Origin of the sequence: Tateyamaria omphalii (assembly GCF_019802125.1) — a bacterium.
GTDB lineage: Bacteria > Pseudomonadota > Alphaproteobacteria > Rhodobacterales > Rhodobacteraceae > Tateyamaria > Tateyamaria omphalii_B.
Genome location: NZ_JAHVHT010000001.1, coordinates 1,112,875 through 1,124,130 on the forward strand (window position 1 = coordinate 1,112,875; position 11,256 = coordinate 1,124,130).

The following is an 11,256-nucleotide window of genomic DNA, read 5'->3' on the forward strand; positions in this document are numbered from 1 at the left end:
CGTGCGTGCTCAAGCTGTTCGAAGCGCTTTTTCGTGTTGTGACAGGAAGGCGTCGAAGGCGTCCTGCGCCTCTTTCAGCGACATGTCGTGGGTTGCGGCAAGATAGCTTTCGAACCGGTCCTGATCAGCCTTGAGAAACGGCATGGCACTGGGTTCGAGTTTCGGGAATTCCTGGCGAAGCGCGCGATAGTTGTCCGCCCAGTTGCGGGTCAGGTCATTCCAGTTCATGCGTACCCCCGAGGTTTCAGCTTGTCCCATGTGCTGAACGCGTGTCCGCCTCCGCCTCCCACCAGCGGGTCAGACATCCACCACGCGGGGGACAATATTGCATTTTCTTAACAGATCAACTGTTGACCGCAAACAGTCGACGGAGTGTCGCATGTGCGACACCTACAGCCATAAGTTGAATCGCTATGAAGGCCGGAATGTGGCCCGGGTAAATGCCTGCAAACGTGTCAGAAAATCCACGCGCGATGGTGACCGCAGGGTTTGCAAAACTGGTCGAGGCGGTGAACCAGTACGCACCGGTGATATAGAGCGCGACCAGGGTCGGTACGGCGTCCGGTCGGCTGCGCAGCCCACCGAAAATGACGAAAAGCAGACCAAAGGTTGCAACGCCTTCGGACCACCACTGGGCCAGTCCGGTCCGGTGCATTGTGGTCGATGTTTGCAGAAGGGAGAGGTCGAACATGGCGTGCGTTGCCCAGACCCCGAGGATGCCCCCGCTGACCTGCATAATAACGTAGAGCAGCGCGAGACGCGCGGCGATCTCCCCCCGCAGCCAAAAGGCGAGTGTGACCGCAGGGTTGAAATGCGCGCCCGAGATCGGCCCCAGAACGGTGATGATAACATAGAGCATGCAGCCCGTGGCGATGGCATTGGCAAGCAGCGCAATGGCCACGTTTCCACCCGCAAGGGCATCACCCATGATGCCGGAGCCGACGACGGCCACGAGGAGCAGGGCCGTGCCCAGCCCCTCGGCCCAGAGTTTCTGCATCATTTCAATCGTCCGAATGCGGTCAGTTCGCGTCCCACCACCAGAATTGTGGCATCCAGTCCGGCCCGTCGCCGTAAAGCGGGATCACATCCGGGTGCTTCATCTCGGACACATGGGCGATGCGGCCCGTGGTGAACTGCCAGAACGGAACCACGTAGCGGCCCGCGGTCAGCAGACGATCAAGTGCGCGGGTTGCGGCAAGGCTGTCCTCGCGCGTGGTGGCCGTCAGCATCGCCGTGATCATTGCGTCGATTGCGGGGTCCTGCACGCCCATCAGGTTGCCGGACCCTTCCTCCTCTGCTGCTGTGGAGCCCCAATAGAACCATTGCTCATTGCCCGGGCTGAGCGACAACGCGCGTCGAATATACGCCATGTCGAAATCGTAGACGTCTTCTCGGGCTGTGAATTGCGCGCCATCCACAAGGTCCACGCGCGCGTCGATCCCCAGTTGTTCAAGCGCCTGGATGTAGAGGTTCGCAATGGCGCGATCTTCGGTCCGTTGCTGATCGAGCAGGATGGTAAAGGCCATCGCCTGCCCATCTGCATTGCGCAGCTTGCCGTCCTGCGTGGTCCACCCGGCTTCTTCCAGCAGACCGATGGCACGCCGCAGACCCCGGCGGTTGCGCAGCGATCCGTCGCTTTCAGGCAGGGCATAGCCTTCCATCACGCCCGGCAGCAGCTTGCCATTGAACGGCGCCAGCAATTCGGCCACCCGGCCCTTGGCAGGACCCGGTTCCATCGCCAGCGGCGAGTTCGAGAAATAGGAGGTGATGCGCGGCTGCGCCCCGCCGGTCAGCGTGTCGTTGATGTACTCGAAATTGAATGCGGTTATCAGCGCCTCGCGCACGCGCCAGTCGTCAAAGGGCGCACGGCGGGTGTTCATGACGAAGCCGGTGATGCCGGACGGTTTCTGGTGCTCGATCTCCGTCTTGATCACGTCGCCGGCTTGCACGCGCGGAAAGTCGTATTCGCTGTTCCATGTCTCGGCGTTGAACTCGCGCCAGGCCGAGATTTCGCCGGCCTTGAACGCCTCCAGCACCACGTCGCCGTCGCCGTAGAAGTCGATGGTGATCTCATCGAAATTGAACGTGCCGCGGCGGAAGTTCAGGTCATTGCCCCAGTAGTCGGGGTTGCGCGTCAGGGTGACGTAGCGCGATCCTTCAAAGCTGCTGACGACATATGGGCCGGAGCCGATGGGCACATCGTTGATCGTGGCCGCGGCGAAATCCTTGCCTTCCCATTGTGCTTTCTGAAGGACGGGCCGTATGGCGGCAAGTAGAGCAAGCTCTCGGTTCTCGGTATTGAACGTGAACTTGACGCTGCGCGGGCCGGTCTGCTCCATCTTTTCGATCTGTGACCACAGGCTGCGGTAGCGACCGTGCCCTTGAGTGCCCAGGGTCTCATAGGACCACATCACGTCTTCGACGGTTACCGGGCTGCCATCGGAAAAGGTCGCCTCTCCGCGCAAGGTAAACTCGACCCATGTGCGGTCTGGATCGGTCTCAATTGATTCGGCAAGCAGGCCGTAAAGTGCGAAGGGTTCGTTGCGGCTGCGGCCCATCAGGCTTTCGTGGGTCAGAAACCGCAGCTGCCAAGGGACGTTCCCTTTTGCGATGTAGGGGTTCAGCGAATCAAAACTGCCCGTGCTGGCCAAAGTGATGGCACCACCTTTGGGTGCATCGGGATTCGCGTGCGGAAGAGACACAAAATCCGGTGGCAGGGCAGGGTCGCCATACATAGCTATGCCATGTTGTGGCTCTGCTTGTGCCATCGCGGCAAGGCCAACAACACCTGCAAGAATCACGGCCGCGCGGCGTTTTTCGTTGAGTCCGGTTTGGAAAAAATGCCTGCTCATTTTGTAAACAATCCTCGATCGCCCTTGTTTTGTTAACAATAGCGGCCCCGGGACATTTACGCATTATCAAACTTTTAGCTTGGACTCTTCGGGCGGGTTTGCGTATAACAAGGGCACTGCTCGATAGGTTTCTTGCCTGTATGAAACCTGCCTCAATAACTTAACGCCAGCCTCGTGCTGGCGTTTTTTTTGGTGGTGATGCAACCGATCGTTGGGCAGGACCATTCCTTTCGCAGGTGCAGCATGACAGGATGCGCACAACTCTGGCGAAAGGATCCCAGCAATGGCTTTTGAAATCTCTCTCAGCGGCAAGACAGCGGTCATCACCGGTTCCAATTCGGGCATCGGATTGGGCATGGCCTGGGAACTGGCGCGTGCAGGGGCGGATGTGGTGCTGAACTCGTTCACTGACAATGACGAAGATCACGCCATCGCCAAGGAGATCGCGGATGAGACGGGCACAAACGCCCGCTATATCCAGGCCGACATGTCCAAGGGCGATCAATGTCGCGCGCTTGTGGAAAAGGCAGGCGCCTGCGACATCCTGATCAACAATGCGGGCATCCAGCATGTGGCCGGCATCCCCGAGTTTCCGGTCGAGAAATGGGACGCCATCATCGCGATCAACCTCAGCTCGGCCTTTCACACCACCGCTGCGGCTTTGCCCATAATGCGGGATGCGGGCTGGGGCCGCGTGATCAACGTGTCCTCGGCCCATGGACTGACAGCGTCGCCCTATAAATCAGCCTATATCGCTGCTAAGCATGGTATCGTCGGTCTGACCAAGACCACAGCGCTGGAGACCGCCGAAGAGCCGATCACCGCCAACGCGATCTGCCCGGGCTACGTGCTGACCCCGCTGGTCGAAAGCCAGATCCCCGACACGATGAAGGAATATGACATGGGCCGCGAAGAGGTGATCAAGAACGTGATGCTCAAGCGCCAGCCGTCAAAGGAATTTGCCACGACAGAGCAGATGGGCGGCACGGCCGTTTTTCTCTGCTCGTCCGCTGCCGACCAGATCACCGGCACGACGATCAGTGTCGATGGGGGTTGGACGGCGCTCTGATCCGTCCTTCATCTTGCCAGAAAAACTCCCGCCGGAGGCTCCCGCAGTCTTCATCCAAACCGGAGGTCACCCAATGACGCGCAAGAAGATCAACGTCGCCCTGCAAGGCGGAGGGGCGCACGGCGCTTTCACCTGGGGCGCGCTCGACGTGCTGCTGGCCGATGACCGGATCGAGATCGCGGGCGTGTCCGGCACATCTGCGGGCGCGCTAAACGGCGCTGCGATCAAGGCGGGCCTTGCCTTTGGCGGCGAGGATGCGGCGCGCGAGAACCTCGATTGGCTCTGGGCACAGGTGGCCGGGGTGCAGGATATGCGCATCGCAACCTGGATGGCGCCGTTTGGCCCCGCGCAGATCTCGCAGGCGCTGGAATACTCGCTGCCCTACGCCATCGGGGACGCAGTCGGTCGCATGGTGTCGCCCTACACCTACGGCCCGTTTTACCGCAATCCGCTCACCGACATCGTGTCGAAGTTCAACATGGACAAGGTGTGCTGCGATGACGGTCCGCAGCTTTTCATCAACGCCACGCGCGTGCGCAACGGCAAGCTGCGTGTCTTTGGTCAGGCGGAGGTGACGCCGGATGTGATCATGGCGTCCGCCTGCCTGCCCACGCTGTTTCAGGCGGTGGTGATCCACGATACCGAAACAGGGCAGGAGGAGGAGTTCTGGGACGGCGGCTATACCGGCAATCCGGCGCTCTTTCCCTTGTTCGACGCCTCGCTGCCCAACGACATCGTGGTTATCAATATCAATCCGCTGGAACGCGATCACCTGCCGCGCACACCGCAGCAGATCCAGAACCGGATCAACGAGATCAGCTTCAACTCGTCACTGCTGCGCGAGATGCGAGCGATTGCATTTGTGAAGCGGCTGATTGACGAGGGCACGATCAAAGAGGGCCAGATGCGGCGGATCAACATGCACATGATCGCGGACGATGCGCTGATGAATGATCTGAGCGTGGCAACCAAGGTTGTGCCAAACGGCTTTGTTATGGGCCGGTTACGCGACGCAGGCGCGAGGGCGGCCCAACATTTCCTGGACACGCATTTCGACCAGATCGGCAGATGTGACACCATCGACATGCGCGAGATGTTCGGCTAGCGGGCAAAAATCCGACACGGATTTTTGACAAGATTTTTTGTAAAAATCTTGTCCCCGTCAGGATGGTGGAACGGTCGGGTCCTTGCCGTTCGGATAAACGAGGCCCGCAGAAATCACCAGCTTCGCTGCGTCCTCGACACTCATGTCCAACTCGATCACGTCTTCGGCCGGAAAAAACAGCAGGAACCCCGATGTCGGATTCGGGGTCGTGGGCACAAACACGCTGAGCAGCGCGCCCGTGTTCCCGGCACGATCGCTCACCTCGCCCTTGGCGGTGGTCGAGATGAAGCCGATGGCCCAGATGCCCTTGCGTGGATACTCGATCAGGCACGCCTTTTCGAAGGACCTCTCGGACTGGGCAAAGATCGTCTCCGAAATCTGTTTGATGCCGGAATAGATGGACCGCACCACCGGTGTCCGTTCCACCAGGCTTTCGGCGTAGCGGATCAGGGACCTGCCAATGAAACCCTTGGCGATCCAGCCCACGAGGATCGTGAACAGCAGAAAGACGATGACACCCACGCCGCGCACATTCACCCTGATCCAGTCCGGGTTCGGCACACGTGCGCCGTTCTGGTCGATGAAACGCGGGTTGTTCAGAAAGTAGTTTACAAGGGCATCGGGTTGCCATGCGGACGGCACGAGTGGCCAGACAAACCCATCGACCCAACCAATCACCGTCCAGATCAGCCAGACAGTCAGGCCAACGGGGGCAATGACGACAATGCCGGTCAGAAAGGACGCGCGCAGCCGCGAGAAAATACCGGGGCGCCGGGGTTCTTCTGGATCAAAAGGGGTGTTCATCTTGGTCCCGGCACATCTTTACAGGTTACGTAAGGCAACGCTTTCGGCACTACAATGGTTTGTGCCTTTTGTTCAGGCATGCGTGGCGCGCTTGCCCAATTCGGCGGCGATCTGCGCGGCGAGGCGTGCATTGTTGCGAACAAGCGCGATATTCGCCGTCAGTGACCGACCGTCGGTCAACTCGAAGATGCGTTGAAGCAGGTAAGGGGTCACGCCCTTGCCACTGATTCCGTGCGTTTCCGCGTCTTGCGTGGCCTGCGCGATGATCGGCGCGAGGGTCGCGCGGTCGATCTCGTCCGTGTCCGGGATCGGGTTGACCACAAGCTGCCCGCCGGGCAGGCCAAGGGCCGCGCGCTGCACGTGCGCGGCGGCGATGTCAGCGGCATGGTCCATCCGCAGCGGTGCCATCATGCCAGCACTGCGCGACCAGAAGGCAGGCATGTCATCCTGGCCGTAGGCGATGACCGGCACGCCTTGCGTTTCCAGCACTTCGAGCGTCTTGGGAATGTCGAGGATCGCCTTGGCCCCGGCGGCCACGACCGTCACCGGCGTTTGGGCCAGTTCCAGCAGGTCGGCAGAGATGTCAAAGCTGTGCTCGGCCCCTTTGTGTACACCGCCAATGCCGCCGGTGGCAAAAACCGAAATGCCCGCAATCCGCGCGGCGATCATCGTGGCGGCGACGGTTGTGGCACCGGTGCCGCCGGTGGCCATGCACACGGCCATGTCTGCGCGGCTGAGCTTCGCCACGTTTTTTGATTGCGCCAGAGCCTCAAGCTGCGCGTCGGTCAGGCCGACATGCAAGATCCCTTCGATCACGGCCATGGTTGCCGGAACGGCACCGCCCTGGCGAATATCATCCTCGACCTGCCGCGCGACCTCGAGGTTTTGCGGGTATGGCATGCCGTGGGTGATGATCGTGCTTTCCAGCGCGACCACGGGCGTGCCGTTTTCCAAGGCCGCAGCCACGTCGGGCGAAGGGGTGAAGAGCGTCATGTGGGCGTCTTTCCTGAAACATAGATGGCCGCAGCCTCAAGCGCTGCGTGCAAAGCGTCCGAGCGGTTGGCCCCGCGCAGTTCGGCGGCCATATGGGCCGCCATGAAAGTGTCGCCAGCGCCTGTGATCCGCGTGACCAGCACCTGTGGCGGTGTTTCGCTGACCAGACCTTCGGCAGAGCCTTCGGTGGCGGTCTTGCCGCCGTCGGTGACCAGAACGCGGGATGCGCCGCGCTGCAAGAGCCCGTCTGCCGCTTCGACCGAATTGTCGAAGCCGCGCTGACAGAGCAGTCCGGCTTCTTCTAGGTTTACATAGAGCGTTCCGCGGCTGTGGGCGAGAAACGGACCCAGTCGTTCGGCCTTGCCCGGTGAGGCGGGTGCCACGCGCAGATCGGCTTTGGACAGGACTGGGCTGGTTGCAATCTCGTTCAGCAGATCCAGTGTGAGGTTGCCATCAAGGGCTGCAAGCCCTGCATAGGGGTCCTGCGGGGTTGCGAGCGTGCCGTCGGTCAGGGGGCGCAGGATCTTGGCCCCCGCGCTTTCCAGCGAATGCGCATCCGCGATGGCGGCGATCAGGCCGTTCGCACCTTCAACCGCCATGTACTGGTCGGTCGGCAGATCCTCCGACCGGTAGACGGTGTCAGTGACCATGCCCCGCGCCTTGCACGCGGCGATCAGCTCTTCGCCCTCTGCGTCGCGCCCGATGGCGGTCAACAAGGCCGGTGTCAGGCCGAAGCGGGCGAGCGTCATGGCGATGTTCATGGCAACGCCACCGGGCAGGCGGGTGATCCGGCCCGGCACGTCCGATCCCTGACGCATCGCCAGCGGCGCGCGTCCGATCACGTCCCACAGCACCGACCCGATGCACAGAATGTCAGGTGTTCGTGTCATGCGCGTCTTGTGACGCTGCGTGACGCAAGAGGCAAGGGCACCCGTTACTCAGGAACGGCAAAGGTCAGTGCCGCCCAATACGTGTCCCAAACGGCGTCGGTGTTTCCGTCCGTTGTGGGCGCGATGGCCACTGCATCGAACAGGTAGTCGTGGCCGGGCGAGACAGGGATGGCAGCGATGCCGCTTTCATCAGTGCGGTGCAGCGTGATCGTGACGCTGTCATCCGGGGCGCGGTCAAACACTTCGACCTGCACATCTGCGCGCACGTCGCCGTCCAGGGTGACCTGCACCTGCATGATGCCATCGAAATCGGGCGCATAGGGGTTTTTCAACGCGATGAATTCGGTTTTCAGACCCAGCGCGCGGTCCATACCAATCGCGTCGCCCACCGCGATCAGGGACTTTGCATGGCGCGTATAGCGCTCCTTGAATGGCGGTTCGGGAAAGCCGTTGGCGGCGTGGCGCGCGGCGATGTCCGGGAAACCCTTGTGATCGGCAAACTTCTGGAACTTGGCCCATTCCCTGTAGGTCAGCAGCGACGGCCTGGTCTCGTGCACCACGATCACAAGCCCTTCGACAGGCCCCGGCACATCAAGCGCCGGATTGTCGCCCATGCGCGCCTCGACCGGGCGGATGGTATCGCCCACCACCACGTCAAACCGTGCGATGCGCCGTTCGAAATAGGCAAGGTTCACGCCCTCAAACTCTTCCCCATTCTTGAGCCGCGCCACAATTTGCGCCGACGCGGGCACTTGATAGCGGTCCGGTTCGATCCAGAACTCATGGGCGGTTGCGCTTGTGGCATAGATGGCGCACCAAAGCGGAACGATCAAACGGGTGAAAAACATGCAAGCTGCCTTCTCTAGCGTCATTCAAAAGCTGCCGCTTTGGACTGTGATGTCAACTCTTTGGTGTAGCCTGTGCGCCAGTATGGCCGCCGCGCATGAGGTTGTCCCGACGATTGCCGACCTGACAGTGGCAGACGGCACCGTCCGTATTGAAATGCGCGTGAATGTCGAAGCGCAGATGTCCGGCATCGACCTGGATTTGGTCGAGGATACCGACAACGCTGAGAATGCCGCTGATTATGACGCACTGCGCGCCCTGAGCGGTGCCGAAGTTGAGGCAATGGTGCCTTCCCTGGTCGAGACCCTGAATGCGGTGCCCTTGCTGAGCACCGATGGCAACGCCGTGTCCCTTGCGCTTGACACTGCGGTCGTACCGCAAGTGCCGAATGAGGAGCTGGCGCGCATCACCGATGTTGTCCTGACCGGAGCTGTCCCCGCGGGGACAGATGTTGTTGAGGTGGCCTGGCCTGCAGGCGCTGGGGATCTGGTCCTGCGGCAACAGGGGGTGGATGCGCCCTATACCGGCCTTGTGTCCGGCGGGGGCAGCAGTGGTCCGATTGCCGTTGCGGGTGGCGGTGCTGTGTCTGGATGGCAGACCTTTGGTTCTTACGTTCCGGTGGGATTTGACCACATTCTACCCAAGGGGCTCGATCACATCCTGTTCGTGCTGGGCCTGTTTTTCCTATCCACGCGGCTGGGGCCGCTTCTGTGGCAGGTCACGGCCTTTACCCTCGCCCATACCGTGACGCTGGCGCTTGGCGCGCTGGGGATCGTGAACCTGCCGGGCAGTATCGTGGAGCCGCTGATTGCGGCCTCCATCGTCTATGTCGCGGTCGAAAACATCTTTGCCCGCGGGCTGAACCCGTGGCGTCCTGCCATCGTGTTTGGCTTCGGTTTGCTGCATGGGCTTGGCTTTGCCTCCGTCCTCGGGGAATTCGGATTGCCGGAGGGGCAGTTCATCCCCGCGCTGATCGGCTTCAATGTCGGGGTCGAGATCGGTCAGTTGACCGTTATCGCCCTGGCCGCGATTGCGCTGTGGCTGGGCGTACGTGCGGCGCGAATGTCCGACCTTGAAGGACAGGAAGAGACAATCACCGACTACAACGTGATGTTCCGCGCCTGGTCGATGACGGGTTCGCTGCTTATCGCGGTGATTGCGATCTACTGGGTGATCGAGCGGACGCTTCTTTAACTGATCGGGTCCATCAGGCGGGCGAGGGCGGCGGCGGGGTCGTCGTCGGCCCAGATTTCTTCACCGACGCCAAAGAAATCGGTGATGGGGGCAAGGCGCTTGACCGTATCGAGCGTCAGGCCCCCTTCGGCCACCACGGGCACTTCGATCATCTCGGACCACCAGGCAAAGAGGTCGTCCTCGGCTGTCGCCTCGTCCCCCACACCGGCGAGAGGGCCAAATGCGACATAGTCGGCACCGGCTTCGCCCGCCGTCATCCCGTCATGGCGCGAGGTGCCGCAGAAACTGCCGACGATGGCATCGGGTCCCAGCGCCTTGCGCGCGTCGCGCACCGATTTGGCGGCATCGCTCAGGTGTACGCCATCGAGACCCAGCCGCTCGGCCAGGCTCACATGGTTGTTCAACACGATGGCGACGTCGTGGGCGTGCGCGACCTCGCGGCAGGCATCGGCGGCGCGGGAAATGCGGTCTTCGTCTTGCGTGGCGAGTGCGAGGCGGATGCAGGCCACGTCATGTGCTTCGAGCACGGAATTCAGCTGTCCCGGAAAGACGGACAGTTCGAAGACAGGCGGGGTCAGGAGATAGATCTGCGGCTGCTCGGCGGCACTCATTGGCGTTGTCCTTCTGCTCTGGGTGCCGCTCTAGCCGGAAAAGGCAGGGCTTGAAAAGATTTATGCCTCCGGCGGGCATATTTTACGAACAATGAAGGGATTGTCGGGCGTTGTGGGGCGCGGTAGACGGCGCGCCATGACACCGACATTTGTGCTGACACGGCCCCAGATGGGCGAGAATATCGGGGCGGCTGCCCGCGCGATGCTGAACTTTGGCGTCGACCGAATGCGCATCGTGGACCCGCGTGACGGCTGGCCGAACCCGGCTGCCGTTGCCATGGCGAGCGGTGCGGGTCGGGTGCTGGATGCGGCAACCGTGCATCCGGACGTGGCGGGCAGTGTGAGTGACTGCACCTATGTCTACGCAACGACGGCCCGGATGCGCGACATGACCAAGGACGTGCTGAGCCCCGAGGCGGCCATGCAGGATGCAGCGCGCCGTATTGCAGAGGGGCAGCATGTCGCCGTGATGTTCGGGCCGGAACGGGCTGGGCTGGAGAATGAGGATTTGGCGCAGGCCAATGCGCTGATCACTGTGCCGGTGAACCCTGAGTTTCCGTCCCTGAACCTTGCGCAATGCGTGCTGCTCGTGGGCTATGAATGGCGGCGTGCCAGTGCCGATATTGAGCATCGCGTGACGGAGATGGCGGGCACGGAATGGGCTGACGGCAATGAGATTGATCATCTTGCCCGTCATTTCGAGGAGCGGCTCGAGGAGGCCGGGTTCTTTTTCCCCGAGCACAAGGCCCCCAGCATGAAGATGAACCTGCGCAATCTGTGGAGCCGGATGCCGCTGACCCGCGCCGATGTGCAGACCCTGCACGGGATGCTGCGTCAGATGGTCCGGTGGGCGAACCGCCAGTGACGCTGGACGACCCCGCACGGCGGACTT

The 11,256-nt window shown here is 61.6% G+C and carries 12 protein-coding genes; 4 read left to right on the top strand and 8 right to left on the bottom strand.

Annotated elements, in window-relative coordinates; genetic code table 11:
* Positions 1-9: 9 nt before the first annotated feature.
* The 3 genes from KUV51_RS05515 to KUV51_RS05525 all read right to left on the bottom strand — a co-directional run bounded on the left by KUV51_RS05515 (position 10) and on the right by KUV51_RS05525 (position 2,852).
* Complete coding sequence (locus KUV51_RS05515) at positions 10-228, bottom strand: hypothetical protein (protein WP_222520576.1); 219 nt, start codon at positions 226-228, stop codon at positions 10-12.
* Positions 229-343: 115 nt separating this feature from the next.
* Positions 344-1,015 carry an MIP/aquaporin family protein gene (locus KUV51_RS05520; protein WP_315898807.1) on the bottom strand — a complete coding sequence of 224 codons (672 nt, stop codon included), beginning with the start codon at positions 1,013-1,015 and terminating at the stop codon, positions 344-346.
* Positions 1,016-1,019: 4 nt separating this feature from the next.
* Positions 1,020-2,852 carry an extracellular solute-binding protein gene (locus tag KUV51_RS05525; protein WP_410001058.1) on the bottom strand — a complete coding sequence of 611 codons (1,833 nt, stop codon included), beginning with the start codon at positions 2,850-2,852 and terminating at the stop codon, positions 1,020-1,022.
* 283 nt (positions 2,853-3,135) lie between these two features.
* Between KUV51_RS05525 and KUV51_RS05530 the strand changes: the two genes are divergently transcribed.
* Both KUV51_RS05530 and KUV51_RS05535 read left to right on the top strand, forming a co-directional pair.
* Positions 3,136-3,921 (top strand): 3-hydroxybutyrate dehydrogenase, encoded by a 786-nt coding sequence (locus tag KUV51_RS05530; RefSeq protein ID WP_261385655.1) that lies wholly within the window; start codon positions 3,136-3,138, stop codon positions 3,919-3,921.
* A 73-nt stretch (positions 3,922-3,994) separates the two neighbouring features.
* The gene (locus tag KUV51_RS05535) at positions 3,995-5,026 is read left to right on the top strand and encodes a patatin-like phospholipase family protein (protein ID WP_222520578.1); all 1,032 of its coding nucleotides are present in this window, start codon (positions 3,995-3,997) and stop codon (positions 5,024-5,026) included.
* Positions 5,027-5,083: 57 nt separating this feature from the next.
* On the opposite strand, the gene KUV51_RS05540 is transcribed toward KUV51_RS05535, so the two are convergent.
* The 4 genes from KUV51_RS05540 to KUV51_RS05555 form a co-directional block, all read right to left on the bottom strand.
* The gene (locus KUV51_RS05540; RefSeq protein ID WP_222520579.1) at positions 5,084-5,830 is read right to left on the bottom strand and encodes a DUF502 domain-containing protein; all 747 of its coding nucleotides are present in this window, start codon (positions 5,828-5,830) and stop codon (positions 5,084-5,086) included.
* 72 nt (positions 5,831-5,902) lie between these two features.
* Positions 5,903-6,823 carry a pseudouridine-5'-phosphate glycosidase gene (locus tag KUV51_RS05545; protein WP_222520580.1) on the bottom strand — a complete coding sequence of 307 codons (921 nt, stop codon included), beginning with the start codon at positions 6,821-6,823 and terminating at the stop codon, positions 5,903-5,905.
* Positions 6,820-7,713, bottom strand: a complete 894-nt coding sequence (locus tag KUV51_RS05550; RefSeq protein WP_222520581.1) for a PfkB family carbohydrate kinase — start codon at positions 7,711-7,713, stop codon at positions 6,820-6,822. The genes KUV51_RS05545 and KUV51_RS05550 overlap by 4 nt, the downstream gene beginning before the upstream one ends.
* Positions 7,714-7,757: 44 nt before the next feature.
* A complete protein-coding gene (locus KUV51_RS05555; RefSeq protein WP_222520582.1) occupies positions 7,758-8,561 on the bottom strand; it encodes a DUF4198 domain-containing protein in 804 nt (267 codons plus the stop codon).
* Here KUV51_RS05555 and KUV51_RS05560 point away from each other — a divergent pair.
* The gene (locus KUV51_RS05560) at positions 8,560-9,753 is read left to right on the top strand and encodes a HupE/UreJ family protein (RefSeq protein ID WP_222520583.1); all 1,194 of its coding nucleotides are present in this window, start codon (positions 8,560-8,562) and stop codon (positions 9,751-9,753) included. The genes KUV51_RS05555 and KUV51_RS05560 overlap by 2 nt on opposite strands.
* Here the strand turns inward: KUV51_RS05560 and KUV51_RS05565 are convergent.
* Positions 9,750-10,364, bottom strand: coding sequence for a thiamine phosphate synthase (locus tag KUV51_RS05565; RefSeq protein WP_222520584.1), 615 nt, complete (start codon positions 10,362-10,364; stop codon positions 9,750-9,752). The two genes, KUV51_RS05560 and KUV51_RS05565, sit on opposite strands and share 4 nt — an antisense overlap.
* A gap of 136 nt (positions 10,365-10,500) precedes the next feature.
* Here KUV51_RS05565 and KUV51_RS05570 point away from each other — a divergent pair, with 136 nt between their 5' ends.
* Complete coding sequence (locus KUV51_RS05570) at positions 10,501-11,229, top strand: RNA methyltransferase (protein WP_222520585.1); 729 nt, start codon at positions 10,501-10,503, stop codon at positions 11,227-11,229.
* Positions 11,230-11,256 lie beyond the last annotated feature (27 nt).

Excerpts from the sequence above, each read along its gene's own strand:
- KUV51_RS05515 (WP_222520576.1), bottom strand. The coding sequence starts at position 228 with ATGAACTGGAATGACCTGACCCGCAACTGGGCGGACAACTATCGCGCG.
- KUV51_RS05525 (WP_410001058.1), bottom strand. The coding sequence starts at position 2,852 with ATGAGCAGGCATTTTTTCCAAACCGGACTCAACGAAAAACGCCGCGCG.
- KUV51_RS05530 (WP_261385655.1), top strand. The coding sequence starts at position 3,136 with ATGGCTTTTGAAATCTCTCTCAGCGGCAAGACAGCGGTCATCACCGGT.
- KUV51_RS05535 (WP_222520578.1), top strand. The coding sequence starts at position 3,995 with ATGACGCGCAAGAAGATCAACGTCGCCCTGCAAGGCGGAGGGGCGCAC.
- KUV51_RS05540 (WP_222520579.1), bottom strand. The coding sequence starts at position 5,830 with ATGAACACCCCTTTTGATCCAGAAGAACCCCGGCGCCCCGGTATTTTC.
- KUV51_RS05545 (WP_222520580.1), bottom strand. The coding sequence starts at position 6,823 with ATGACGCTCTTCACCCCTTCGCCCGACGTGGCTGCGGCCTTGGAAAAC.
- KUV51_RS05550 (WP_222520581.1), bottom strand. The coding sequence starts at position 7,713 with ATGACACGAACACCTGACATTCTGTGCATCGGGTCGGTGCTGTGGGAC.
- KUV51_RS05560 (WP_222520583.1), top strand. The coding sequence starts at position 8,560 with ATGCAAGCTGCCTTCTCTAGCGTCATTCAAAAGCTGCCGCTTTGGACT.
- KUV51_RS05555 (WP_222520582.1), bottom strand. The coding sequence starts at position 8,561 with ATGTTTTTCACCCGTTTGATCGTTCCGCTTTGGTGCGCCATCTATGCC.
- KUV51_RS05565 (WP_222520584.1), bottom strand. The coding sequence starts at position 10,364 with ATGAGTGCCGCCGAGCAGCCGCAGATCTATCTCCTGACCCCGCCTGTC.
- KUV51_RS05570 (WP_222520585.1), top strand. The coding sequence starts at position 10,501 with ATGACACCGACATTTGTGCTGACACGGCCCCAGATGGGCGAGAATATC.